Origin of the sequence: Embleya sp. NBC_00896, assembly GCF_045207785.1 — a bacterium.
In the GTDB taxonomy this organism is placed as follows: domain Bacteria; phylum Actinomycetota; class Actinomycetes; order Streptomycetales; family Streptomycetaceae; genus Embleya.
Map to the genome: position 1 here is coordinate 3,629,913 of NZ_CP108776.1, position 25,266 is coordinate 3,655,178.

Sequence of the window (25,266 nt, forward strand, 5' to 3'; positions counted from 1 at the left end):
GGCCATCCAGCGTGTGATTTTCGTGCTTGTTCGGGTCAACGCGCGCAGCCGATACTGTTGCCTTGCCAGCATCCAGCGTCCAGCCAGGGGTCGGTCAGCTTTGTCGAGCATCTACGACCAGGGAAAAGCCGCGCTTGACGAACTTATCGAGTGGGCTGAGGAATACGCGTCTGGCGAAAGTCGAAATGAGGCGACAACCCGCCTCCATCTGATCGACACGCTGCTGACCGATGTTCTGAAGTGGCCTAAGTCAAGTATTCGCGCCGAAGAGCCTGCGGACTCCGGTCGCATCGACTATGCGCTCGGCTCGCCCGGCACCCAGTTCATCATCGAGGCAAAGCGCGAAGGCATTTATTTCGATCTCCCGGCTGGTATGTCCAGCGGAGTGTACAACATTGAGAACATCAGTTCCGGAGAAAAGGGGCGCCCTCTGCGCGATGCCCTCAAGCAAGCTGCCGGGTACGCCGCGAGTAATGGCGTCGCCCCTGCAGGTGTCACCAACGGGCATCAGTTTGTTTTCTTCATTGCAGCTCGAACAGATGGAGTACCGCCCCTGAAGGGCAAAGCGCTAGCTTTCCCGAGTTTGACTGATATGCGAACCGAGTTCAGGCTTCTATGGGATAATGCATCGCAATATGGAGTCGACAAAAAAAATCTTCATCGAACCGTTAATCTGCGCGAAGCCCCTCCACCCGAGTCGCTATCCATTCACCTTTCGAACTACCCTGGATCGAAACGCCGGAACAGCCTGCAATCAGGCCTGGACATCTTGGGAGAACTCTTTCTTGTTGATGTGACTCGCTTGGAAGAGCTTCGCAAGGATTTTCTTCGAGAATGCTACTCCGCCAGCGGCGCACTTTCACAGTACGCGCAGGTCAGTAAAGAGATTCTGCGTACGCGCTACGCCTTGCTAAGCGAAGAAAATGGCCCCGTCGTATTGCCTGTCGAAGACAAGAAAGGGATCAGTCCGAGCCTTACGCAAGACATGCTAGCCGCAGCCATGTCTCGGCGTCCGATTGTCCTTTTGGGCGACGTGGGGGTTGGCAAAACAACATTTATCCAACGCCTCGTTTATGTCGAAGCCGAAGAACTATTCGAGCAGGCATTCTGCCTGTACATCGACTTTGGGTCTACCACGACGCTGAGTCGACTTGACAGCTTCGTCGTAGAGGAGTCAATCCGACAACTGCGCGACAACTATAACAAGGACATCGAGGACGCCGACTTCGTCGAAGCCGTTTACCACGGGGCCCTAAATCGATTTGACAAGCAAGTCATGGGCCGGTTGAAGGATATTGACCCCGTTGCCTACCACAAAGAGAGAATTAATTTTCTACGAGCGAAGGTCGAAGAGCGCGCGAACCATTTGAAAGCAAGCCTTGAGCACCTACGGTCCAATCAGCGCAAGCAGGTCGTAATTTTCCTGGACAACATTGACCAACGAAGCAGCAATGACCAGGAGCAAGTATTTCTCATTTCGAATGAGCTCGCGCAGAATTGGCCCGCCACGGTGTTCGTAACTCTTAGACCCGAGACGTTCTACAGATCGAGCCAACGTGGCACGCTCTCTGGATACCAGGCTCGGGTATTTACTATCTCACCGCCTCGCGCAGATGTGATGCTGCAGAAGCGAATCGACTTTGCCTTGTCCCAGCTTTCCCAGACCGGTAGATTGGACTCCTTTCCTTCTGGGGTGACGCTCGACAGCGAGAGTCTCGTCTCCTTCCTCGAAATCCTTGCCGATAACTTTAGGAACAACGATGACCTGTTGGCCTTGATCGACAATTTGGCCGGCGGTAATATGCGGCTAGCTCTGGGTTTCGTCACGGAATTCATTGGAAGCGGCCATATTGACACCGCCAAAATGCTGCGCATCTGGGCGGAATATGGTCAGTATAAAATCCCGCTTCACGAGTTCCTGCGCGCACTGCTATTCGGAGACGGCGTCTACTACAGTCCCGACGCATCACCGATCGCAAACCTTTTTGGTATCTCGCAGCCCGATGGGCGCGAACATTTCCTACTACCACTGTTGCTCAGCCAAGCCCAGGCCCTCGGCGAGCGCGCTAGCGAAGAGGGTTACGTACAGTCTGAGGTGCTCTTTGATTTCGCACAGCATTTGGGATTTGACGTTGAGCAAATCACTGCCTCACTTGACCATGCAGTGAACAAAAGATTGATGGACACTGCCCCACGTCATTCTCATGACGGACCGCGACTTCACTATCGCATCACGACCGTCGGCGCGTATACGGTGCGAATCCTGTTGGCGTACTTTGCATACGTTGATGCGGTTCTAATCGATACACCGATTGTCGATCAGCAGTATCGGCGACTAATCGAAGATGTGCATAACCTTCCCGAGCGAGTAAATCGCACAGAGTACTTCCGGTTGTATCTGGATCGCCAGTGGTCGAAGGTCAACAGCGAGGGACTTCCTTGGCGTTGGTCCGACACGAGCGAAGTGCTTTCAAAGGACATCCGCCGGGTGGGTCGGCGTGCTGACCCGGAAACCTGGGGCTGGGACTCTGACAACCGCGACGCAGAGCATTCCTGATGACTTGACGCTCGCAGCCCGGTTCCCAGCACCAGAGATTAATGTGCAACATTCACGGAGTGCTTCTGCGCCATGGGCCGCACACTTCGGCTCGTGTGCAGGTCGAGCCACCTCAAAGCCGTGTGACTCAAGGCGTCTTTATGCCCGGGGTAAGTGTTGGAGCTGCTGCTGGCACTAGCGGAGTCTCGGGCCGGTGCCACCGGCGCGAATTCGGGGCTAGTCAGGGGGTGTTTGAGGCCCCGTATTCGAACGGCGCTTCCCAAGTTTAGAACGCGAGTTCGATTCTCGTCGCCCGCTCGTGTGGTGAAGGCCCAGGTCACGGAGGATTTCCGTAGACTGGGCCTTCGCAGTTTCCCGCATCGCCGCGCCTCGCATGCGGGGTCCGTGCCGGATGCGGGTCGATGTCGGCGCTGAAACTTCTTGACCCGCTTCGCAATGACGCCGGCAATGGGCTTGGCCGCGCGACTGCCACCTCGTGGAAGCAACGTCCGGCCCTACCCGTTACACATCCACCCTGAGCCGATGCACCGTATTCCCGGCAGTGGTGGCGCTGCGAGACTTGCGGGGGAGCCCGGCAAGCAGGGATTGGCCTCCTCGCGTCGTTGAAGTCGCGGGGGCGCGACAAGCCGACCGAGTCGTCGACCGCGTTGCCCGTCGGGCGGCCGGCTTGAAGGTCACCACTGGGTTGTCACTGAGCAACGCGACTATGAAGTGTCCTCCCAGGGCCCGTCCCAGGCGGAGCAGTGTCGGTGTGGTCACCGGTCGGCCGCCGTCCTCAAGGCGGCGGATGACCCGCTCGTTCATCCCCGCGCGGCGGGCAAGCTCCGCCTTCGTCCAGCCGAGTGCAATGCGGCGGTCGTAAACGGCTTGGGCCATCGCGTCACCGAGCGCGGCCTCCGCATACGCCTGGTCGAACTCCTCGACCTCGCCCGTGGTCATCGCGTCCGCGTGGGACGTCTCAGGGACGGGCTCGGCGGCGGCCTTCGCGGCCCTGCGACGCATTGCCTCACGCGCATTCATCGTCCTGCCTCCGTCATTCGTCTCGTCCGTCGCCGTCGGTCTTCCCGGTTTGCCACCAGCCGCTCGTCACCAGCCGCCCAGTTCCAGCGGCTCCCCGGCGAAGATAATCGCGACCGGCGCACCGGAGTGGTCGTTCTGGCATGTCTTCATCACCTGTCTGGCACGCTCGACCTGCAAGTGCTCGTTCATCCTCTGTTTGCCGAACACCGTCAAGAGCACCGCGGTCGCGTCACCGCCCGGTTCGCCACGTAGAACGCGAGTTCGATTCTCGTCGCCCGCTCGTGGGGTCCCTCCGGGCGAGCACCACGCTCGTGGGCGTGGTCGAGTTTGGCGCCGTGGCGCGTCGATCTTGTTGCCGGCAGCGGCACACGGACGCCGGCTCCGGACTCCGCCAAAGGGGCGAGTCGTTGCCGAGGTCTCAGGCACGCACGCACGCACGTGGGCTTGCCGGATGTCGAGACGGATCTCGGCGATTGCCGGCGGCACCACGTGTACGCCGTTCGTGTCCGTCGCGATGCGTGGATCGAAGTCGTAGGTAAGCATTCCAGTTATGGCCATCGGCCTTGGGATGTGTCGGTGTCCGGGGATCGAACTCGGCTTCCGCCGACCTTGACGGCTTATGAGGCGGCGTCCCCCCGTAGAGGCATGCCGCCATCTCCTCGCATGGATACGACACTCGAACAGAGGGATGTCAGACGATGCATCGGATCACCGTCTTTGCCGTGGTGGGCGTGCTGACCGCAGCGCTCTCGGCCTGTGGGACGCCCGTACAGACCGTGCCCAGTGGTGGCTCACCGCCCAGCTCTGCCGCTCCGCCCGGGGCCGTGCCCAATGAAGCTTGGGCGTGGACCCAACTGACCAGCCGTGGCACCCAGATCCGTTACGTGACCACCGACACCACGCAAACCTGCCCCAGCGTGCGGTACTCCCTGGCAGGGAGCAGCAACCTAGTCCAATTGCACCGTGTGAGCGTCCCCATGGGGGCGCAGTTCCCGACCACCGTGTGCGAGTTGGGTCTGGCCCTCGGGGCCTCCAACGCGGTGCTCGATCAGTCGACGATCCAGGCGGCCACGGTGCACCCCGCGAACCGTCAACTCCCCTTGCCGAACTGGACTGCGACCACGCGTCCCCGCACCATCGGGGTCATCGGCGACACCGGATGCCGAGTCCCGACGGCAGGTGCCGCGCAGGACTGCGCGAATCATCAAAGCGGTTGGCCCTTCCCGCAGATCGCGAACAGTGCCGCCACCGTGTCGCGGCCGGATCTCGTGATCCATGTCGGTGACTACCTCTACCGTGACGACCCCGGCAAGGAAAACGACATGGCAGCCAATCCGGGTTGCGTGAGGTACGAGGACAGGGCCAGTTGGTCCTGTGTTGTCGCCGACTTCTTCAGGCCGGCGGAAACGCTGCTGGCCGCGGCGCCGATCGCGTTGACCCGGGGCAACCACGAAGACTGCAATGCCTCGCAAATGGGCGGCGCGGGTGGTGCGTGGTTCCGCTACCTCGCCGACGACCTTCGCATGAACGGATCGTGCAGCGAATACACCAATCCGCCGGCCGCGATTCGCGCGGGCATCCTGAACCTGGTCTCGGTGGACTCCTCGTTTGCCGACCCGAGCGACGACGGAACCGTAACGACGGCGCAGAAGGACCAATACACCGCGCAATTCGCGGCCGTGAACCAGGATGCGCAACAGCACCCCACCCACGATTACTTCGTATTCACGCACAAGCCGCTGTGGATGGTGAAGGGCGCAGGCTCAACGACAGGGGCGGTGGACTGGGCAACCCACGTCCTCGACGCAGCCGTCACCAATACCAGCCTGGGTCGCCTGGCCGACAACATTCGACTGGTGCTGTCAGGCCACATCCACCTCTACCAGATGGTCGCCTTCAACACCCTCCGTCCACCCCAGGTGACCGTGGGCTCCTCGGGCGGAGCCCCACTGGCCAACGGCCCGGACGACAGCAAGGTCATCGGACAACCGGTCGGCTCGCGTCCGCAGGTTGTCACTCAGTCGATCACCCACGGAGGGACCTTCGGGTACGCGGTCCTGCGCGACAACGGCGGGACCTGGGACCTCACCTCTCATGACAGGACCGGTGCCGTCCGGGGTCCAACCTGCACGTTGGACCGAAGCCTCACGAACAAGAAGTTCACCTGCCACACCTGAGGTCCCGTGAACCGTGAGCGGGTCCGAAGGACAGATCGCGGGCTTCCTCGCGGAAGGGGGACTGCCGCCCGGGCGGGGGCCGCCGGTCACGGCGGTCCCCCACCGGCCGGCGGCCCACGCATTGGGGCGAGAGGCAGAACGTTCTGCGAGAGGCCAGTGCCGCGCCCGACAGCGGGCGCGGCACTAGTCAGTGGCAAACCGCGGTCGTGGGTCCGCGTGTTTGACCCATTTCTCGGTGCTTCGACAGATCCCCAGCCCGAGGTGGTCGAACTCATCCCTGCCGCCCGGCGGACTCGCGACGCCGATACGGCGCAATGCACGGGAGATCGCCCCCGAACCGTCCGTCGCCTCGTCGAAGATCACCTCGCCGTTCAGCCATACCTTGGCGTCTTGTCCTCCAACGCCGGCGAAGATCTCCGCATTGATGTAGGCAACGTGGCCAAACCTGGACCACTCGGCCAGAACGCCACCGACGTTCCTCCGATTCGTCCCGAGACTGACCAGTACCTCCTTGGTCAGCGGCACCAGGCCAAACCCTTGTTCCCTCGTAACGACTGGAACCCCCGGGTCCTGGACAACGTGGTCCAGGACCCCCAAGTGGGCGACCACAGCAGTGATGTCGTACGCCATACCAGCCTCCCTTTCGTAGGCAGCGGACCAACGTAATCCATCGACCGTGTGAGACCCGGCCTACTTTTTTCAGGGGCGGCGGAGGTTGGTGAGGCGGTGGCGGGTGGATTCGGGGGTGCGGGGGAAGCGGGACTCGACGGTGTCTCTGATGTCGGCGAGGGTTTGGGCGGCGAGTTCGCGGCGCCAGGCCAGTTCGGCGCGGGCCATGGCCTGGGAGACGACGCAGGTCTTGAGGTAGTCGGTTTCCGGGTCGCCGCCGGGGGCCGCGCGCAGGATGCCCTGGCAGCGGAAGGCGTCCTGCGGGCCCTCGATCGCGGCCACCACGTCCATCAGGGTGATCTGCTTCAGGTCGCGCGCCAGCCGGAAGCCGCCGCGCGGGCCGGACGTCGAGGTCAGGATCTCCGCCCGCACGAGCGCCTGGAGCTGCTTGTTCAGGTAGGCCGCGGGGAGGTCGTAGAAGGCCGCCAGTTTCGTCGCCGTCACGGCCTGCCCCGGCTCGGCCCACGACAGGGTCAGGCAACTGTGCAGCGCCCACTCCACACCCTCGCTCATCTGCATTTACTGGACGTTACACATCCAGAATAGTGCCTGCAACCCCGTGCGCCACGCGGATCACAGCGCCCGTTCCGCGAGTTGCTCCAGCCGCCTCGCGCGGGCGATGGCGTCGAGCGGTTCCGGCTCGGTGCCGGTGCGGCAGTGCCGGCAGAGGTCGCCGGGGGCGAGGCCGGGCCCGGGCCGACCGCAGTCGTCGCACTCCACGAGGCGGACACGGGGATGGCCGGACCGGCGCTGGGACGGAACGGCCACGGCGACGGCGCCGCCGGGGTCGGCGGGCGCGGGAGCCCTGGTGAGGCGGTGGTGCAGCAGGCCGGTCTTGATGGTTCGCCCCTCGGGAGGCAGGTCCTCGGTGAGGTCGCGGACCACGTCGGCCTCCGTGTCTCCGGCCGCCAGGCGCGCCAGGACGAAGGGCACGAGGGTGCGCAACTCCCGGCTCTTGAAGGCCAATCGATCGTCGATGTCCGCGAGGGAGTGGAGCAGTTCGAGGGCCCGAACAGCAGGGTCCGGGTCCTCGGGCGGCGCGTCGGGAGCGTCGCCCGCAGATCGCGAGCCGGACCACTCCGTGTGGCGCCCGAGCAGCCGGCCGGTCGCGGCATCGCGCACGCGTCGCGCGCCCGCGACGCCCGCTTCGGTGAGTTCACGCAGCACGCGGGCGGCGATATGGGCGCCCACGCCGATGAGTTCGCGAATGGTGGCGATGCTTAGCGGGGTGCCCGGGGGCGCGACGTGATACCGCAGGGCGGCTTCCAAGGCGCAGCCTTGGAGAAAGCCGTAGCGGTCCAACACGGCGGCGACGGGGTCCTCGACAGCGGTGGGTGCATCGATACTCTGGGCCATAGCCATGGCGAGGGGTCTCTTCCTCGTTCGGTGGTCAGGCCCTCGGCTGGTGTTACCGACACCATCGGGGGCCGACTTACGTTTCGGATACGACCCAGCACACAGTGCGACCACACGTGGCGTCAATCACCCTCTCGGGTGACGCTCGCCCACCAGGGCCGGCCGCCGCCCCGCAGGGGCAGCCGGCCTAGTGGTTCCTAGAAGGCGCCGGCATCCGTACAACGGAAAACCGCGTCCACGGCCCGACCTCGGCAAACGTCGCGCCGCCCGCAACGCCCTTCCGTACAACGGGTTTCCCCCACATCGGACGACCCGTACGACAGGCGATTCCGCGCTGTCGTCCGAGAGCGGAGAGAGCGGAGAGACCGGAGAAAGCGGAGAGGAAAAGCGTCACCCCCGGAGCGGGCGGAGGAAGCACCAGGGGTGACGTCTGCGGGGGTGGCGTCCACGCCGATGACCCCTTCGGGGTGAGGCCCGCGTGGCTCGACCCCCGCGGTCAGGCGGTCGAGTAATCGCTCACTCGGTCCAGCGCGGGCTGGTGGCGATCGCCTCCAGTTGATCGAGGGTCAGCACCGGCTCGGCCCGAGACGGCTTGTTGTCTCCGTCCGTCAGCGTGAGTCCACCGAGGGGGTCCTCGTCATCGGACAGGATCAGTCCGTCGCCGGCCTCGTTCCCCGAGTGGATCCAGACCGTGAGCCCGTCGGCGTATCGCACGCTCACCGTCCAGTAGACGAATTCGGGCGGCCCGTTGCGGACCGACTGCCGGGACGCGACCAGCGTGGCGCCGTCGGCCAGGGGCTTGGTGCTGCAGTCGGCAATCTCGGCACAGGTCCAGAGCGGCTCGCCGGTGCGCCGTACCCCCGCCGAAACCGTCGACAGCCCCTTCGCGTCGCTGACGACCACCGTGGGACCCGTCTCCCGCTCGCCCTTACGCGTTACCTTCGTCCCGGCCGGAAGCAGGCTCTCCAGGATGGCAAGGCTCCGGCTCTCCGGCGTCGGGAGCGCGGAGACGGCCCCCTTCCAGCGCGAATCCGTCACGATCCCGATGAGCTGGTCGACCGTCAGCCGCGGATCCTCCGTCACGCCGATCACGCCCTTGTCGGAACCGATGTGCTGGTCCCGCACGCCACCGCTGTACGTGTCGAGCGCGACCCGGCCGCCGTCGGGTCGATCCAGGATGACGCGCCAGCGCCGCTGCCGGGGCTCCCCCCACGGATCGGTGAGCGTCTTGGCGACCGTCAGCATCGAGCCGTCCGAGCGCTTGCTCGTGTTGCAGTCGTCGTACTGACGCCGCCCATCGGCGGCAACGCACTTCGCGATCTCGAAGTCCGGGGTCCCGGGCGCCGGGCGCGAGACCGTCACCCGAACGCCGGACACGCCTCCGGCATCGCGGTACACGAGCTGCGCGTAGGGATTCATGCCGGCCAACGGCGGGTCCGTGGGGTTGGGCTGCGAGCCCTGCCCGGAGACGTCGCTCACCTTCCCCTTGGCCGGCATCAGGCTCTTGAGTACGGAGATCATCTGATCTCCCGTCACGGGCCAACTCGTGGGCAGCTCCGAGTCCGGCAGCGTGCGCCGGGAGGCCGCCGAACCGTCGGCGTCCATGGTGCGATCGAGCGCGACCACACCACCCGCCACCGCGACCGCCACCGCGCACGCGGCGGCCGAGAGGCGAATGCGCCTGGCCCGCCGGATCTGCTTGCCGCGCACGAGCGCACGCGGAATCGCGTCGGGGCCGTGCGCCGGGAACGATTCCACGGCAGTGCGCAGGGCGCCCGGCAGCAGATTTCCCAACTCCTCCCCATGGTCCGGTACTTGCCCGGGCGAATTCGAATCGGAACGGTCGGGCCCAGCCGGGTCCCGCGGGGGTGATCCAAAGCCGGAGGCGGCCACGGAACGATCACCGATCCTTTCGGTTGAGATGCGGAGTCACGTCGAGGTACCGAGTCATGGCAGCCACGTGTGCCGGGTCGCGGACGCACGCCGAGTCGCGGCCGTACCGCGCCCCGGCCACCTGCCGCCGCCGAGCGGTCACGACCGATCGAGGGCAAGGCCGACCAGCTGATCGCCGAGCACCGCGCGGAGCCGATCGAGCGCCCGCTTCGAGCACACGCGTACCGCCCCGGCGGACAGGTTCAACACGTGGGCGGTCTCCTCCACCGACCGGTCCTCCCAGTACCGAAGGACCAGCACGGCCCGATCGCGCGGCGAGAGCCCGGCCAGACCGTCGAGCAGCGTGAGCCGCAACTCGGGATCCCCGTGCCGGCGTTCGGCGCGTTCCGGTACGGCATCGGTGGTGCGCTCGGCGGAGCACATGCGTCGCTGCTGCGCGAGGTACGTCCGGATCAACGTGGTGTTCGCGTAGGCGAACGGCCAGTCCATCCGGCCGATCCTGCGCCACTTGGGGTACAGCTTTCCGAGCGTCTCCTGCAGCAGATCCTCGGCGTAGTGCCAGTCGCCGGAGGTAAGCAGGCACGCGGTGCGGAACAGCCTGCCACTGTGCGTGGCGGCGAAATCCTGGAACTCCGCGTCGCTCCCGCTTGCCATTCGTGCTCCCCGTTCGTCGACGTCACCAGGGGAATGTGATGGGCCCGGCAATCCGTTACAGCGCCCTCGGCGAGCGCGCGGCGAAGGGGATCGAGGCGGGAGCCGGCCGGGCCCCGGCGCGGACGCGCGGCGCCTCTTGGTTTCCGGTACAGGTCGCGCTGGGCAGGCTCGAAGCGCGCGCGTACCCGCGCGGCATCGCGGAGTTGGGGAGAGGCGTCCACATGGCCAAGATCAAGGGCAGCGTGAAGTGGTTCAACGAGGCCAAGGGCTTCGGCTTCATCAGCCCGGCGGACGGCACCAAGGACGTCTTCGTGCACTTCAGCGCGATCCAGGGGAACGGCTTCAAAACGCTTGCCGAGGGCCAGAACGTCGAGTTCGAGGTTCAGGACGGCCAGAAGGGCCCCAGCGCCGTGAACGTCACCGCCATCTGACGGTCGCCGAACCGAACGCATGACGGTGGCCACGAGATCGAACGCCGCGCTCGTGGCCACAGTCGCGGCCGGATCCGGCCCCGGCCTTTGGCCTTGATGCTCGGGCCTCGGGCCTCGGGCCTTTGCCTCAGGCCTCGGGCCCTTTGCCTCGGGCCTTTGGGTCCGGTCCCTCGGGCCCCGCCCGGGCTACGCCAGATACCGCTCGATCGTCTCGACCTTGGCGGTCAGCCCGTCGACGACACCGTCGCGAATGTCCGCCTTGAGCACGAGGCTCACCCGGTTCGACCGTGCCTTGACCGCCTCGACGGCCGCCTTCACCACGGCCATCACCTCGTCCCACTCCCCCTCGATGGAGGTGAACATGGCGTCGGTGCGATTCGGCAGGCCACTGGCTCGGACCACTCGAACGGCCTCCGCCACCGCCTCCCCGACATCTTCACCGACACCGAGCGGGGACACCGAAAACGCGACGATCACGACAGAACCCTTCGCAGCCCGAACCAAGAGACCGCCCCAGCCTAGGCGCGGCGCCTAGGCACGGCGCCCAAGCGCGGCGCCTAAGCGACCTCGAACGCCGCTCGCAGCGCCCTGCGCATGTCCGCGGCCGCTCGGCGGGAGACATCCGCGGCCGGGATGGCGTTGGAGCCGTGGAAGGTGCCCGGGCGGTGGTGCAGTTCGACGCGTACGCCCGCGCGGATCAGGCGGGTCGCGTACTCGATGGCCTCGTCGCGCAGCGGGTCGAGTTCGTTGGCGGTGATGTACGCCGGCGGCAGGTTCGAGACGTCCTCGGCGCGGGCCGGGGCGGCGTACGCGGTGGGTTCCGCGCCGGCCAGGTAGTACTGCCAACTCAGGGCCGCCTGCGGGCGGTTCCACAGCGGTGTCGCGTCGAACTCGCGCATCGACGGGGTGTCGAGGCGGTCGTCCAGGACCGCTGTGTCGAGCAGCTGGTACACGATCGCCGGCCCGCCCTCGGCCCGCGCCCGCAGGCACAACGCCGCCGCCAACCCGCCGCCCGCGCTCACCCCGCCCACCGCGATCCGAGCCGGATCCGCGCCGAACGAGGCCGCATTGTCCGCGACCCAGCGCAACGCCGCCCACGCGTCCTCGAAGCCGGCCGGGAACGGGTGTTCGGGCGCGAGGCGATACTCCACGCTCACCACGACGCAGCCGACCTCGATCGCGGTCGCCACGCAGCTGCCGTCCGAGCTGTCCACGTCCCCGAACACGAACCCGCCGCCGTGGAACCAGACCAGGACCCCGAGCGGCCTGTCGGCGTCCTTGGGCGTATAGATCCGCACCGGCACGTCCGCGGCCACGACCCGGTCCTCGACGAGGATCCCGTCCGGCCGCTGCACCGGCTGCGTCCGGGCCCGCTGCGCGGCTCGGAAGGCGGCGGGGTCGGCGATGTCGACGGTCGGCAGGTACGGGAGGACCGCGAGCAGCTCGGGGTCGATGCGGTGTTCCATGCCGCGGAAGCTAGCAGCGCCCGCCCCCAACTTCTATGACGGTCCGTCAGATCCGCCCTGATCGGCGGTAGAGATCCGCCACATCGACGAGAACGACGTCGTCGTCCTCCTCGGCTGCGGCACGAAGCTGGTTGCTGAAGCCGGCCCCGCCGAAACATACGAGCCGGGCGGCGGCGGCATCGAGATCGGCCCTTCCTCGCACAATCGTGCGGATCCGGCGCAGCCGGTCCAGATGCCCGACCCCCATCCGTTCGCCCCATTTGGCCTCGCCGATGGCGAGTAGCGGCCGGCACTCACCGGGGGTGGAGCCGATCACCGCGACATCCACCACATGGCTCCGGCGCTGCTCGGAGTCGTTGACCACGCCGCGCCCGACCCGTGAGGGAGCGGCTCCGAACACCTCCGGAGCCGCGTGCAGTTGAGCCCACTCCCGACACAGGAACTCGAAGTGCGGGCCCACGACCCGGCCATGGAACCGCTCGGTGCTTTCGGTCCACACCCGAGCCGCCTGCCCCGCACGATCGAGCCGCGACCATTCCGGGCGCATGATCGCGTGATAGAAGGTCACCAACGGTTCGGCGATCGTGTAGGTGGCGCGGGCGGCACGAAACACGTCCTCCTCACGGTTGACCAGGCCCGAATCCTCCAGAACGGTCAATGGGTGCGCGAGGTCGGAGACCTTGCGGCCGATGCACGACGCGATTCCGCTGCGCGTGTTGTTTCCGCCGGCGATGGCGCCCAGAACCGAGTGGTAGAGGCCCTGATCCCTTATGTTCGGCTCCTCCGCGAGCAGGTGCCTGGCCTCACGAAACAGCGGGCTGTCCCGATCCAGCACATTGCGCACGACCCACGCGTCGAAGTCGGTGGGGCCTGCCGGGCTGTCCCCGTGCGCGAACTCGGTCCGATATGCGGGTGTGCCGCCGACGATGCAATGCATGCGCGCGGCCAGTCGCGGATCCTCGATCTCCCAGAATCGGGCGGCGGAGCGGTAGTCGAGGGTCGGCACGACCATCTCCAGGCCCGCCCGACCGCGCAACGGGGCGGTTCCCGTGAGCAGCCCGCCCATGAAGGACATCGCCGAGCCGCACAACAACAAGCGCGCGCGGGATCCCGTGCGCTCGGCCCGATTGGGCGCGTAGGCCCGCTGAATGATCGACGGCAACGCGGGTGACGCCTGCACGAGGTAGGGAAACTCGTCGATCACGACGGGGATCGGGCGCTCCCTGCCCAGGGCGAGCAACCAGTCCACCGCCTGGTACCAATCGGTCAACCCCACGGCCGAAGGCAGCCCCAGAAACTGCGCGAGCTCGGCCCCCAGACGCGACAGGGTCTCGGCCTCGGTCGCCTCGGTCGCGGCGAAGAAGAACCCACCGGTGGCCGTACACACGGCGTCGAGCAGGAACGTCTTGCCCTGACGCCGGCGTCCGTAGACGACGCCGAGGGTGGCGCCGGGAGCCTCGTTGCCGACGAAGCGCGCGAGTGCGGCCCATTCGCGATCCCGGTCGAACATGTACGAAGGCTTGTCCACGCTCAGCTCCCGGCAATAGGTAACCGTACTTACCATAAGTATAGTTACCTATTGCCGCACCCTCGCGACCTGCGAAATCCGTTTCCGGTTCGGGTTGTGGTGGACGCACCATGTGGCCATGAACGCCATTCCCACCACGACGCTGTGGCGGCCGACCGGGCCGGCCGAGTTGGAGCTGGTTCGCGAGTCCGGGTGGACCGCGTGGCCGCCTCGGCTGCCGGATCAGCCGATCTTCTATCCCGTGCTCGACGAGGACTACGCGATCAAGATCGCGCGGGACTGGAACGTGCCGGCCTCCGGGGTCGGCTACGTGACCCGATTCCGGATCGAGACCGAATTCGTGATCCGCTACCCCGTTCGGCAGGCCGGGGGCCGGACCATCCTGGAACTGTGGGTGCCCGCCGAGGAGTTGGCCGAGTTCAATCGGCACATCGTCGGGAGCATCGAGGTCGTGCACGAGTTCCGGTGATCGCCTCGTACGCCTGACCCCGACGCGCTCCCGACCCCGACGGCCGACCCACCCCGACCCACCGCGACAACACACGCCGCGGGCCGGCACGGATCATCCGTGCCGGCCCGTCGCGTGTGCTCAGTCGGTCGGCGCGGCCACCTGGTCCGCCGCCCACTCCGCCCACTCGCGCTGCATCTGCGACATCCGCAGGCCGTACTCCAGCGCGACGCGCCCGTACACCGAGAGCGGGCTGTCGTCCCACTCGACGTTCGCCTCGACCTCCCGCAGGCCCGCGTGCATGCCGGAGGCGGCCCGCGCCTGGGCGCCCAGGTATGCCTGGGCCTCCTCGGGCGCGAGCGTGTCGAGGAAGAACACCCGCAGCAACATGCTGCTGCGCCGGACCCGCTCGGGTTCGACCTCGATCAGCCAATGGCGCAGCTCGGCGCGCCCCGCCTCGGTGATCGAGTACTCCTTCCGCCCGCGCGGCCCCTCGGCCGTCACGTCGAGCAGGCCGTCGGCGGAGAGCTTGCCCAGCTCCCCGTACACCTGGCTCTGGGTGGCGGGCCACGCGTTGGCCAGCGACGTTTCGAAGGCCTTCAACAGGTCGTAGCCGCTGGCCGACCGATTGGCGAGGAGTCCGAGGAGTGCGTGACGGAGGCTCATGACTCGAACTTTACCACTCAACATTGACATGTCAAAGATGGAAGGTCCACGATTGACCTGTCAGTGATGCAGTGTCGAGCGGTCGTCCAGCCGTCCACCAGTCGTGCATTCACGCATTCGTGCAGTCGTGCAGTCGTGCAGTCCGCAGGGTCGAGCAGAGGGAAACCCCATGAACTACGTCCGCAACTTCGCCCCGTGGATCGTCTTCGCCGCCATCCCCTCGACGAACTGGCAGTGGGGTGCCCTGGCGGCGCTGGTCGTCACCGTCGCGATGGCGGCCCAGGACCACAGGGCCGGCCGCGGCGTCGACCTGCCCGCCTACAGCACCGCGGCCTTCTTCCTGGTGCTGGCGCCGATCGCGTTCGCCGTGCCCGACTCCGGCTTCCACCGCTACGTCGGCGCCGCGTCCTTCGGCTGGCTCGCGGTCACCGCGTGGGCCTCGCTCGCCATGCGCAACCCCTTCACCCTGGTGATCGCCCGCCGCACCACCCCGCGGGAGATCTGGGAGCTGCCCGCGTTCCTGCGGGTCAACGTCGTCATCACCGTCGCGTGGGCCGCGAGCTTCACCGTGACCGCGATCGCGCTCTACCTCGTCAAGGCGAACGACCTCTCCTCGGCCCTCGCGATCGCCGTACAGGCCGGCGGATTCGTGCTCCCCGCGATGTTCACCGCCCGCTACCCCGCGATCGTCCAGGCCCGGCACGCCGCCTGACCACGCCCGGCTCGCCCCCCCGGAATCGTGCACGGGGAGCAACTGGACGACCGCGCGGGTGAGTTCCCCCGCGCCGTCAGCCGCCGGCCGGGCTCGATCGGGTCAGCCAGGCCTGGACCGGCCAGTGGTCGGAGGGGCAGCGGCCGTTGTCGGTCCAGGTGAGCGTGCGCGCGTCCTGTACCTCGAAGTCGCCGGTCGCAAGGATCCAGTCGATCCGCTCGCCGTCCACCGGCGGCGCCCAGTCGTTGTACGTGCGGGTGGTCGTCGCGGCGCCCGCGTCGCGCAGCAGCCCGCCGGCCGTCATCGTCGCGAACGGAGCGCTGTCGGTGCCGACGTTGAAGTCGCCGACCACGACCGCCGGGACCCCGGCGAACCGGCGGACGAGCAGCGAGCGGATCGCCTGCGCGCTCTTGCGCCGGGCGTTGGCCGACACGTGGTCCCAGTGCGTGTTCACGAACACGAACTCGATCGCGGTGGCCAGGTCCCGGAACCGGACCCACGTCATCATCCGCGGATGCCGCCAGTTGCCCCACGTCCGCGACCCGATCAGCCGCGGGAGCCCCGACAACCAGCGGAAGTCGAACTCCAGCGGCTCCAGGCGCCCGACGTCGTAGAACACCGCGCCGAACTCCGACGCGCTGCCGCCCTCCCGGCCGATCCCGATCCAGTCGTAGTCGGACCGCAGCTCGCGGGCGAGGGCCCGGATCTGGTGGTAGCGCCCCTCCTGGGTCCCGAGGACGTGCGGATGCTCGCGGCGCACCAGCTCGGCCACGATCGGCTCGCGCTCGGCCCACGAGTTCGGCGCCGGGTTCTCCGGGCCGCGCACATTGAAGGTCATGACGTGCAGGGGGTCGCTCATGTCCAGGGGACTACCACCGGAACGACACCCGCACGCCGGACACGCCCTAGGGCCTGTCTTCAATCCCACGCCGAGCACCGCGGCGTCCGGCACCGCACCTCGCCGCCCCGGTGAACCGCCCGAATAGAACCACTATGCGAGCGTTTCCCCGGCACGCCGATGCACGGCACCGGACGCCGCGGAGCCCGACGCGGGATTGAAGACAGGCCCTAGCTGAACACGTCGCTGACCGCGTTGACGCCGGCGGTGACCAGGTGGTCGACCAGCTCGGAGAGCGAGGACGCGACCTGGGTGCCGGACAGCATCACGCCCGCCACGAACGCCAGGATCAGGCCACCGATCTTGTAGTTCTTGTGTGTGACCAGGTAAAAGAGGATGAAGATGATGAGGATCGGGACGCCGACGGTCACCCCACGACCGACACTGCTCGTCTCGGTGGTCACCGCCGAATTCATCTCGACGAAAGCATCGGGCGCGGCAGCGGCTACGGCGCTCAGCGACATGTGCATGATTCCCCTCCGGTCCTGCGGTCGTCCGCCGGTCCCTGCTTGCCTTGCCGTACCCATGTCATGACGGTTCGTAAGCTATTCACGCCGACGCACCGTCATCCGCCGCCGATGGGGATGGACGCCGCCGCCATCAGGCCGGCGAGCACCCAGGCCCAGCGCATGAGCCGCAGGAGCGGCCACTTCGCGCTGACGATCACGATCCAGAATCCCATCATGAGCCACAGGAAGAAGGCCGCCCGGCCACCCGCCTCCTCGGCGCAGGTCACGAAGAGCCCCGCACCGTAGTAGGCGGCGGCACCGGCGGGAATCAACATGATCAGGTCTATGCCGCTGAACGGACCGCGGCTGGGCCCCACATCGCCACCGAAGTCGCCGCCCGGATACGGCGGCTGCACCCTGGGTATGCCCGAACCACTGCCCCGCGTACCGGAATCGGCGATTTGGCCGGCATCGTCACCGGTCGACGCGGAGCGTCCGAACCGGCCGAACCGGGAGGAGCCGGACGAGCCCGCCGAGCCGCTTCCGCCGGCGGCACCCGCGGTGGCTCCACCGGCGCCTGCCCCGGCGGCTCCGGCGGCACCCGCGGCACCTGCGGCCTTGGCCGACTTGCGCCACGGCAGCTTGCGCCCGGTGTCGGCGGGAGCCGCGGGCGTCGCGGGGACGTTGTGCCGGCCCGGGTCGCGGGGCTTCATGACGTGTCGGACCGTCGGGCGCGCGGGGCGCCCGGTGTCGCCCTTGCCGTCCGCCCCGGTCTCGTCGCCGCGTTCGGAGCGCTGTTCGCCCGTGCGCCGGGAGCGCTCGGATCGGTCGGCGCGTTCCGCGTCCTCGCCACGCCCGGGGCGCGCGTTTGCCGCGTCCGACGCGCTCTTGCGCTCGGTCGTACGCCGGGAGCCGTTCGTCGACCCGGAGTTGTCGTCGCGCTTCCGACGCTCCCGCAATTCCCGTCGCCAGGACGGCTCGTCGTCGTCACCGGACGCGCCCGACCCGCGCGAGGCGCCGCGCTCGGACCCGCTCGCGCGCTCGTCGCGCTGCGCGGGGAAGGCCGGCTCCTCGTCCTCGGGATCCGAGAGCGGGCGCCGGCGCACGATGTCGCTCAGTCGAAGCCCCCGCGCCTCGGGGGGTGGTGGCGGCTCGTAGGCGCTCACGGCCTATCCACCTCCCGACTGGCGTGGGCACGGCTTGCAGGTGCGGCTGTGCCGGTAGGCAGCCAGTATCCACGGCGCCGCGATCGCGAGGGCGAACAACTCACCATCGCGTGCGCGCCCCTTGATGTGCAGGACGACCGCGAACACCGCGGCGGTGCCGAGGACGAGCATCGTGAGCACGTTCGAGTGAACGATCTTCTGCGCGAGCCATGTCGAGGACGAGGCCCGGGTCTTGACCGTGCTCTCCACGAACTTCTTCCGCCAGTCGGTGGCCATCACGGCTCCCCGGGCGCGCTCGTACGGCGGCCCGCGCGCCGGCTGGGGGCGCACTCGGCGGACCCGTCGCGAGAGGGCGCGCAGGAGGCGTCCGCGGCGCGCGAAGCGGTCCGCGAATTGGCGAAATATGAAGCATGGGGCGGCAGTCGGTCACCGTCTCCGATGCCGTGTGCCACCCGGGAGGGCCTGGACATCCGCGGACTCCTCTCGTCCGGTGTCGCATCGCGCCCGTCGACCGGGGTCACCTCGACCCGGCGGCGGAACTCACGGTGGTGAGGTGACGGCTCCACTCCTCTTTCCGCAGGCCGCGCTCATAGCGCGGCAAACCGGTACGTTCCAGTTGACCTTGTTCAGTGTGGCCAGTGGGCGGGACAGCGTCAAGGGGCGACCAGTCGGCTGCGTTCCGTAGCCCATCCGATCGCCCCTTGGGGGCATTCCCTTGCACTCTAAGGGCTCTGACGTCGTGTCAGATTCCCGGCCGATGATCTTCGGCCACTATTGATAGCCCGTCAGATTCGGTCCGCCGGGATCCGTCCCATCCGTCCGGTCTTGAAGTCGTCGAACGCCTGAGCCAGTTCGGCGTGCGTGTTCATCACGAACGGGCCATACCAGGCGACTTCCTCACCGATCGGTTGTCCGCCGAGCACGATCAGTTCAAGATTCGGCTTGTTCGAGTCCTGCTTCTCGTCGGCCCGGAGATCGATCGTGTCGCCGACGCCGAACACCGCGAGCTGACCGGTTTTGAGCGGTCGCCGATCCGCGCCGACGGTGCCGGAGCCGGACAGTACGTAGACGAGCGCGTTGTATTCCTTGCGCCACGGCAGCGACAGTCGGGCGCCCGGGTTGACCGAGGCGTGCAGCAACGTGATCGGGGTGTGCGTGATGCCGGGGCCGTCGAAGCCGCCGACCGAGCCGGCGATCAGACGCACGAGCGCGCCGCCGTCGTCCGAGCCGAGCAGCTTGACGTCGCCCGCGCGGATGTCCTGGTAGCGCGGGTCGGTCATCTTCCGCGCCGACGGCAGGTTGACCCACAGCTGAATGCCGTGGAACAGGCCGCCGCTCGCCACGAGCGCCTCCGGGGGCGCCTCGATGTGCAACAGACCGGATCCGGCCGTCATCCACTGGGTATCGCCGTCGGTGATCACGCCGCCGCCACCGGCCGAGTCCTGGTGGACGAACTCGCCGTCGATCAGGTAGGTGACGGTCTCGAAGCCGCGGTGCGGGTGCCACGGGGTGCCCTTGGGCTCGCCCGGCGCGTAATCCACCTCGCCCATCTGATCCATCATGATGAACGGGTCGAGGTAGGTCTGATTGACGCCCGCGAACGCGCGCTTGACCGGAAAGCCCTCACCCTCGACGCCGCTGGGGGCGTTCGTGACGGCGAGCACCGGCCGCGGCCGCGCGTCGAGACCGGGTTCCGGCAGGCGCGGCAGGGCCAGCGGGTTGGAGACGGTGACGGCGGGCATGGCCTGCTCCTCTATGACGGATCCGCCCCGGCTTTCCCGGGCTGCTTGCCACCTCCAACACTAGTTGCTTCTTCAACATTCCCCGCTCGGAGGAGTTCGTGGGCATGTCGAGGGGCCTCGGGTCGGGTGTGGATCGGGCCGACCTGGATCGGGTGCGGTCGGGCGCGGTCGGGCGCGGTCGGGGGCGGTTCAAGCCCGGATCGAGCCCGGATCCGGCGGGGATCCAGCCGGGATCGAGCCCGGATCCGGTGCCGGCCGCTCAGGCGGGCCCGATCAGGCGGGCAGTGCCTGGGTCACGCTCGGCAGCGAGCGGCGGCTCGCGAGCCGGGCCAACGTGGTGTCGACCGCGTCCGGCGACAGCACCTGGTCCAGCGCCATGAACGCGCAGCCGATCAGGCCGGCGGCCTCACCCAGCACGCTGGGGACGATCCGCAGTTCGCGGGTGGCCACCGCCGTGGAGCGTTTGTAGACGACCTCGCGCACCCCGGCGAGCAGCGGGTCGCCCGCGTCGGCCAGGTCGCCGCCGAGCACGACCACGGCCGGGTTCAGCACGTTGACCACGCTCGCGAGCACCTCGCCGAGCATCCGCCCCGACTCGCGCACGAGCCGCACCGCCTCGGGCTGGCCGGCCGCCGCGAGCGCCACCACGTCGCGCACGCTGGAGACCTCGCGCCCGTCCGGGAAGCGCGCGCCGTGCGCGGCCAGCGTCTCGATCAAGTGCCGGCCGCTGGCCAGGACTTCGAGGCAGTCCACGTTGCCGCACCAACAGCGCATGCCGGTGCCGCCGGCGACCGGGATGTGCCCGATCTCACCCGCCGCGCCGAGTGCGCCCCGGTACACCTTCCCGTCGGCGACTATCCCGGCGCCGATACCGGTCGAGGCCTTCACGAAGACCAGGTCGCCCGCGTCCGCGCGGGCCCGGTACTCGCCGAGCGCCATCACGTTCACGTCGTTGTCCACGTACACCGGCACCGGCAGCCGGCGTTGCAGGGCCGGGGCTATCGCCACGCCGTCCCACCCGGGCAGCGTCGGGGCGCCGGCCGCGCGGCCCGTACCGAGCTCGACCGGACCCGGCAGCGCGACGCCGACCCCGCGCACGCGGCCGGGGTCGTACCCCTCCTCCGCGAGCATCGTGTCGATCCAGTCGGGCAGCCCGCTGAGCACCGCGTCGGGGCCGCCCTGGGCGGCCATTTGGGTCTCCCGGCTGGCGAGCACACGCCCGGTCAGGTCGCACACCGCGAGCTGGCCGCGGCTGCTGCCGAGCGAGGCGGCAAGCACGATGCCGCCGTCGGGATTGAGTTCGAGCCGGATCGGCGGGCGACCCCCCGTGGACACACCGTCGGCGCGCTCGGCGAGCAGCCCCGCGTCGACCAACTCGTCGATCCGGGCCGCGACGGCGGATCGGGACAGCCCGGTGAGCCGGGCGACGTCAGCCCGGGTCTCGGCATCCCCCTCGCGCACGAGGCGAAGGACCTCGCCTGCACTGCTGTGCGGAATGGGGTTCGCGCGTCGGGCCATGCCGTCCAGTGAACCAGGGCGCCTTTCCCTCGGTCAAAGCCCTAAGTTCACTACTTCGACACCCGAGCGTCACTCTTTTGCTTGCCAAGAGGCAAAAGTGCCCCTAGTTTGGTACCCGAACCGGCAGAGCAAGCCGCCGACAGCAGGGGCACCAAGATCGTGAGCGAGACGAAGATCCACCCGACGGTGGCCGCAGTGACGGCGCGCATCGCGCGCCGCAGTGCCGCCACTCGTTCGGCCTACCTGGAGCGGATCCGGGCGGCGGCCTCCGAGGCCCCCGCGCGTGGTCAGCTCGGTTGCGCGAACTTCGCCCACGGCATCGCGGCCTGCTCGCCGAGCGAGAAGCTCGGTCTGCGCGGCGCCGGCCCCCAGGGCCCGGTCAAGCCGAACGTCGCGATCGTCTCCTCCTATAACGACATGCTCTCCGCGCACCAGCCGCTGCGGACCTACCCCGAGCAGCTCAAGGAAGCGGTCGCCGGCGCGGGCGGCGTCGCCCAGTTCGCCGGTGGCGTGCCCGCGATGTGCGACGGCATCACCCAGGGCCGCGCGGGCATGGAGCTCTCGCTCTTCAGCCGCGACGTGGTCGCGATGGCGACCGCCGTGGCACTCGCGCACGACATGTTCGACGGCGCGCTGATGCTCGGCGTGTGCGACAAGATCGTTCCCGGCCTGGTGATCGGCGCGTTGTCCTTCGGCCACCTGCCGACGATCTTCGTGCCGGCCGGGCCGATGTCCTCGGGCCTGCCCAACAAGGAGAAGGCGCGGGTCCGCCAGCGCTTCGCCGAGGGCAAGGTGACGCGCGAAGAACTGCTCGACGCCGAGGCCGGCGCCTACCACGGCGTCGGGACCTGCACGTTCTACGGCACGGCGAACACGAACCAGCTCGTGATGGAGGTGCTCGGCCTGCACCTGCCGGGCGCCAGCTTCATCCACCCGGACCAGCCGCTGCGCAAGGCGCTCACCGACGAGGCGGGCCGCCGGGTCGCGGCCACCACGTCGCTCGGCGACCCCGTGTCGCTCAAGCGCGAGTACACCCCGATCGGCGAGGTCCTCGACGAGAAGGCCTTCGTCAACTCGGTCGTCGCGCTGCTCGCGACCGGTGGCTCGACGAACCACACGCTGCACCTGGTCGCGATGGCCGCGGCGGCGGGCATCATCCTCACCTGGGACGACTTCGCCGAACTGTCCACGGCGGTCCCGCTGTTGACCCGGATGTACCCGAACGGTCCGGCGGACATCAACCACTTCCACGCCGCGGGCGGCACCGCGTTCCTGATCGGCACGCTGCTCGACGGCGGGCTGCTCAACGAGGACGTGCGCACCGTCGCCGGCGACGGGCTCGACCTGTACCGCCGCGAGCCGCAGCTCACCGAGGACGGCACGATCGTCTGGGTGGACGGCCCGACCGAGAGCCTGGACCTGGCGGTGCTGCGGCCGTTCGACAAGCCGTTCGCGCCCGACGGCGGTCTGCGGATGCTGCACGGCGATCTCGGTCGCGCGGTGATCAAGGTGTCGGCGGTCGACCCGTCGCACCACGTCGTCACCGCGCCCGCCCGGGTGTTCGACGGACAGGCCGAGTTCCTGGCCGCGTTCGAGAACAACGAGCTGAACCACGACCTCGTCGCGGTGCTGCGCTACCAGGGCCCGCGCGCGAACGGCATGCCCGAGCTGCACAAGCTCATCCCCTCGCTCGGCGTCCTGCAGGACCGCGGCCACCACGTGGCGCTGGTCACGGACGGTCGGCTCTCCGGCGCGTCCGGCAAGATCCCGGCGGCGATCCACTGCACGCCCGAGGCGGCGGCCGGCGGCCCGATCGGCAGGGTGCGCGACGGCGACGTCGTCACCGTGGACGCGGTCGCGGGGACGCTGACCATAGACGCCGACCTGACGGAACGTCAGAGCACCGGCGCGGCTCCCACCGATGCCGAGTGGGTCGGTACGGGCCGCGAATTGTTCACCGCGCTGCGCGCCGGAGTCGGCCCGGCCGACTTGGGCGCCGGCGTGTTCGGCGCGGTCGCGACCGTGAATTTCGATGGAGCGGGCGCGTGACCGGGACCGTGGAACAGCCGACGCAGGAGCGACCCTGGCTGGTCGCCGACATCGGCGGCACCAACGCACGCTTCGCCGTGGTGACCGAGCCCGGCGGGCAGCCGCAGCACGTGCTCGGTCTGCGCAGCGAGGACCACGTGGACCTCGCCGCCGCGATCGAGGACTACCTGGACCGCTCCGGCGCGGCCCGACCGAGCGCGATCTGCGCGGCGGTCGCGGGGCCCGTACACGGCGACCGGTTCCGGCTGACCAACGGCGCGTGGGTGCTGTCGATCGCCGAGACCCGGGCTCGGCTGGGCGTACCGGATCTGCACCTGATCAACGACTTCGAGGCGCTGGCGCTGTCGCTGCCGCACCTCGCGGGCGAGGACCTGATCGTGGTCGGCGACCGGCTGCCCGATCCGCGACTGCCGATGGCCGTGCTCGGCCCCGGCACCGGACTCGGCGTGGCCGGCTTGGTGCCGATCCCGGGCGGCGGCTGGGTGCCGCTGCCGGGCGAGGGCGGCCACGTGCTGCTGCGCCCGGCGCACGGTCCGGACGCCGAGGCCCTGGAGGTGCTGCGCGACGAGCGCGGCGGCCTGGGCACGGTGACGGCCGAACACGTCCTCTCCGGCCCGGGTCTGTGCCGACTGCACCGCTGTACCGCGGCGGTGCACGGCGTCCCGGCCGAGGCGCTCAGCCCGGCGGACATCTCCGCCCGCGCACTCGCGGGCACCGACGCGGTGTGCGTCGCGACGGTCGAGACGTTCTGCCGACTGCTCGGCACCTTCGCCGGCGGGGTGGCTCTGACGATGGGCGCGCGCGGCGGCGTCTTCCTGGCCGGCGGCATCCTGCCGCGGATCACGGAGATGCTGCTCAAGAGCGAGTTCCGGATGGGCTTCGAGACCAACCCGACGATGGCGGCCTACCTGCACCGCATCTCCACCGCACTCGTGGTGGCCCCGCATCCGGCCCTGCGCGGCGCGTCCGCGTGGCTGGACGCGCGCAGCACTCGACTCGTGGAGGTGGCGGCGTGAGCACGTCCGCTCTGGACCTGGCACCGGTGATCCCGGTCGTGATCGTGGACGACGTCGAGTCGGCCGTACCGCTGGCGCGTGCGCTGGTGGCGGGCGGGCTCCCGGCCGTCGAGGTCACGCTGCGGACGCCGGCGGCGCTCGGCGCGATCGAGCGGATCGCGGCCGAGGTCGAGGGCGCTTTCGTGGGCGCCGGCACGGTGCTGACGCCGGATCAGGCGCAGGCGGCGGCGAAGGCCGGCGCGCGCTTCCTGGTCACGCCCGGCTGCACCGAGACGCTGTACGGGGCGCTGGTCGAGACCGGGCTGTCGTTCCTGCCCGGCACGTCGACCGTGTCCGAGGTGCTGCGGCTGCGCGAACTCGGCGTGCGGGAGATGAAGTTCTTCCCGGCCGAGGCTTCGGGCGGCGCGCCGTACCTGAAGTCGCTGGCCTCGCCGGTACCGGACGTGCGGTTCTGCCCGACGGGCGGAATCACCCCGGTCTCGGCGCCGACCTACCTGACGCTGCCGAACGTGGCGTGCGTCGGCGGGTCCTGGATGCTTCCCGCGGACGCGGTCGCCTCGCGCGACTGGGCGCGGGTGGAAAAGCTGGCTCGCACGGCCTCCGGGCTGCGCGGGTAATAAATCGTCCCCTGGCGCGCTCTGCCCTGAGGTGCGCCAGGGGCACGGACCGCGGATGTTGGGTCGTATGAGGGTTCGACCCACGAACGAGCAGGTCGTATGAGGGTTCGACCTGCGAAGACCGCGAATAGGGACCCGCTCTTCGGCGAGGAGAGCGGGTCTCTTCTTTTTTGCGCGGATTCGCCGCTGCTTGAAGTCGTCTTGAAGTCGTCGCTCACGGCCCCGGACTGTTCG

At 68.5% G+C, this 25,266-nt stretch carries 25 protein-coding genes; 8 read left to right on the top strand and 17 right to left on the bottom strand.

Annotated elements, in window-relative coordinates; translation table 11 throughout:
- Positions 1 to 100 precede the first annotated feature (100 nt).
- A complete protein-coding gene (locus OG928_RS16450) occupies positions 101 to 2,557 on the top strand; it encodes a hypothetical protein (RefSeq protein WP_406284322.1) in 2,457 nt (818 codons plus the stop codon).
- A gap of 501 nt (positions 2,558 to 3,058) precedes the next feature.
- Here the strand turns inward: OG928_RS16450 and OG928_RS16455 are convergent.
- Positions 3,059 to 3,577: a helix-turn-helix domain-containing protein gene (locus OG928_RS16455; RefSeq protein ID WP_406284308.1), complete on the bottom strand. Its 519-nt coding sequence runs from the start codon at positions 3,575 to 3,577 to the stop codon at positions 3,059 to 3,061.
- Positions 3,578 to 3,643: 66 nt separating this feature from the next.
- Complete coding sequence (locus tag OG928_RS16460; protein ID WP_406284324.1) at positions 3,644 to 4,120, bottom strand: hypothetical protein; 477 nt, start codon at positions 4,118 to 4,120, stop codon at positions 3,644 to 3,646.
- 155 nt (positions 4,121 to 4,275) lie between these two features.
- Between OG928_RS16460 and OG928_RS16465 the strand changes: the two genes are divergently transcribed.
- The gene (locus tag OG928_RS16465; RefSeq protein ID WP_406284325.1) at positions 4,276 to 5,754 is read left to right on the top strand and encodes a metallophosphoesterase; all 1,479 of its coding nucleotides are present in this window, start codon (positions 4,276 to 4,278) and stop codon (positions 5,752 to 5,754) included.
- Positions 5,755 to 5,937: 183 nt separating this feature from the next.
- Here the strand turns inward: OG928_RS16465 and OG928_RS16470 are convergent, their stop codons facing one another.
- The 5 genes from OG928_RS16470 to OG928_RS16490 all read right to left on the bottom strand — a co-directional run bounded on the left by OG928_RS16470 (position 5,938) and on the right by OG928_RS16490 (position 10,326).
- Positions 5,938 to 6,384, bottom strand: a complete 447-nt coding sequence (locus tag OG928_RS16470; RefSeq protein WP_406284327.1) for a hypothetical protein — start codon at positions 6,382 to 6,384, stop codon at positions 5,938 to 5,940.
- Positions 6,385 to 6,453: 69 nt separating this feature from the next.
- Positions 6,454 to 6,936, bottom strand: a complete 483-nt coding sequence (locus tag OG928_RS16475) for an RrF2 family transcriptional regulator (protein ID WP_406291016.1) — start codon at positions 6,934 to 6,936, stop codon at positions 6,454 to 6,456.
- 60 nt (positions 6,937 to 6,996) lie between these two features.
- On the bottom strand, positions 6,997 to 7,785 hold the full coding sequence (locus tag OG928_RS16480) for a hypothetical protein (RefSeq protein ID WP_406284329.1): 789 nt from the start codon (positions 7,783 to 7,785) through the stop codon (positions 6,997 to 6,999).
- A gap of 510 nt (positions 7,786 to 8,295) precedes the next feature.
- Positions 8,296 to 9,573, bottom strand: a complete 1,278-nt coding sequence (locus OG928_RS16485; protein ID WP_406284331.1) for a hypothetical protein — start codon at positions 9,571 to 9,573, stop codon at positions 8,296 to 8,298.
- Between the two features lie 237 nt (positions 9,574 to 9,810).
- Complete coding sequence (locus OG928_RS16490) at positions 9,811 to 10,326, bottom strand: SigE family RNA polymerase sigma factor (protein ID WP_406284333.1); 516 nt, start codon at positions 10,324 to 10,326, stop codon at positions 9,811 to 9,813.
- A 221-nt stretch (positions 10,327 to 10,547) separates the two neighbouring features.
- On the opposite strand from OG928_RS16490, the gene cspC reads away from it, so the two are divergent.
- The gene (gene cspC, locus OG928_RS16495; RefSeq protein ID WP_406291019.1) at positions 10,548 to 10,757 is read left to right on the top strand and encodes a cold shock-like protein CspC; all 210 of its coding nucleotides are present in this window, start codon (positions 10,548 to 10,550) and stop codon (positions 10,755 to 10,757) included.
- A 186-nt stretch (positions 10,758 to 10,943) separates the two neighbouring features.
- Here the strand turns inward: cspC and OG928_RS16500 are convergent, their stop codons facing one another.
- The 3 genes from OG928_RS16500 to OG928_RS16510 form a co-directional block, all read right to left on the bottom strand.
- Entirely contained in the window at positions 10,944 to 11,234 is a 291-nt protein-coding gene (locus OG928_RS16500) for an MTH1187 family thiamine-binding protein (protein WP_360323879.1), read from the bottom strand.
- A gap of 80 nt (positions 11,235 to 11,314) precedes the next feature.
- Positions 11,315 to 12,223 carry an alpha/beta hydrolase gene (locus OG928_RS16505; protein WP_406284335.1) on the bottom strand — a complete coding sequence of 303 codons (909 nt, stop codon included), beginning with the start codon at positions 12,221 to 12,223 and terminating at the stop codon, positions 11,315 to 11,317.
- A 46-nt stretch (positions 12,224 to 12,269) separates the two neighbouring features.
- A complete protein-coding gene (locus tag OG928_RS16510; protein WP_406284337.1) occupies positions 12,270 to 13,751 on the bottom strand; it encodes an ATP-binding protein in 1,482 nt (493 codons plus the stop codon).
- Between the two features lie 118 nt (positions 13,752 to 13,869).
- Here OG928_RS16510 and OG928_RS16515 point away from each other — a divergent pair, with 118 nt between their 5' ends.
- The gene (locus tag OG928_RS16515; RefSeq protein WP_406284339.1) at positions 13,870 to 14,220 is read left to right on the top strand and encodes a hypothetical protein; all 351 of its coding nucleotides are present in this window, start codon (positions 13,870 to 13,872) and stop codon (positions 14,218 to 14,220) included.
- Between the two features lie 120 nt (positions 14,221 to 14,340).
- On the opposite strand, the gene OG928_RS16520 is transcribed toward OG928_RS16515, so the two are convergent.
- Positions 14,341 to 14,865 carry a PadR family transcriptional regulator gene (locus OG928_RS16520; protein ID WP_406284341.1) on the bottom strand — a complete coding sequence of 175 codons (525 nt, stop codon included), beginning with the start codon at positions 14,863 to 14,865 and terminating at the stop codon, positions 14,341 to 14,343.
- A gap of 169 nt (positions 14,866 to 15,034) precedes the next feature.
- On the opposite strand from OG928_RS16520, the gene OG928_RS16525 reads away from it, so the two are divergent.
- On the top strand, positions 15,035 to 15,577 hold the full coding sequence (locus OG928_RS16525; protein WP_406284343.1) for a hypothetical protein: 543 nt from the start codon (positions 15,035 to 15,037) through the stop codon (positions 15,575 to 15,577).
- 76 nt (positions 15,578 to 15,653) lie between these two features.
- Here the strand turns inward: OG928_RS16525 and OG928_RS16530 are convergent, their stop codons facing one another.
- The 6 genes from OG928_RS16530 to OG928_RS16555 all read right to left on the bottom strand — a co-directional run bounded on the left by OG928_RS16530 (position 15,654) and on the right by OG928_RS16555 (position 21,350).
- Positions 15,654 to 16,436 carry an endonuclease/exonuclease/phosphatase family protein gene (locus OG928_RS16530; RefSeq protein WP_406284345.1) on the bottom strand — a complete coding sequence of 261 codons (783 nt, stop codon included), beginning with the start codon at positions 16,434 to 16,436 and terminating at the stop codon, positions 15,654 to 15,656.
- Positions 16,437 to 16,645: 209 nt separating this feature from the next.
- Positions 16,646 to 16,945, bottom strand: a complete 300-nt coding sequence (locus tag OG928_RS16535; protein ID WP_406284346.1) for a hypothetical protein — start codon at positions 16,943 to 16,945, stop codon at positions 16,646 to 16,648.
- Between the two features lie 95 nt (positions 16,946 to 17,040).
- A complete protein-coding gene (locus OG928_RS16540) occupies positions 17,041 to 18,090 on the bottom strand; it encodes a hypothetical protein (RefSeq protein WP_406284348.1) in 1,050 nt (349 codons plus the stop codon).
- Positions 18,091 to 18,093: 3 nt separating this feature from the next.
- A complete protein-coding gene (locus tag OG928_RS16545; protein WP_406284349.1) occupies positions 18,094 to 18,366 on the bottom strand; it encodes a hypothetical protein in 273 nt (90 codons plus the stop codon).
- A 509-nt stretch (positions 18,367 to 18,875) separates the two neighbouring features.
- Complete coding sequence (locus tag OG928_RS16550) at positions 18,876 to 19,832, bottom strand: pirin family protein (protein WP_406284351.1); 957 nt, start codon at positions 19,830 to 19,832, stop codon at positions 18,876 to 18,878.
- Between the two features lie 273 nt (positions 19,833 to 20,105).
- On the bottom strand, positions 20,106 to 21,350 hold the full coding sequence (locus OG928_RS16555; RefSeq protein WP_406284353.1) for an ROK family transcriptional regulator: 1,245 nt from the start codon (positions 21,348 to 21,350) through the stop codon (positions 20,106 to 20,108).
- Positions 21,351 to 21,524: 174 nt separating this feature from the next.
- Here OG928_RS16555 and edd point away from each other — a divergent pair, with 174 nt between their 5' ends.
- The 3 genes from edd to eda are packed head-to-tail and all read left to right on the top strand — an operon-like array spanning position 21,525 to position 25,032.
- The gene (gene edd, locus OG928_RS16560) at positions 21,525 to 23,399 is read left to right on the top strand and encodes a phosphogluconate dehydratase (RefSeq protein ID WP_406291022.1); all 1,875 of its coding nucleotides are present in this window, start codon (positions 21,525 to 21,527) and stop codon (positions 23,397 to 23,399) included.
- Positions 23,396 to 24,415, top strand: coding sequence for a glucokinase (glk, locus tag OG928_RS16565; protein WP_406284355.1), 1,020 nt, complete (start codon positions 23,396 to 23,398; stop codon positions 24,413 to 24,415). The genes edd and glk overlap by 4 nt, the downstream gene beginning before the upstream one ends.
- Complete coding sequence (gene eda, locus OG928_RS16570; protein WP_406284357.1) at positions 24,412 to 25,032, top strand: bifunctional 4-hydroxy-2-oxoglutarate aldolase/2-dehydro-3-deoxy-phosphogluconate aldolase; 621 nt, start codon at positions 24,412 to 24,414, stop codon at positions 25,030 to 25,032. Before glk ends, eda begins: the two co-directional genes overlap by 4 nt.
- The last annotated feature ends 234 nt before the right edge of the window (positions 25,033 to 25,266 follow it).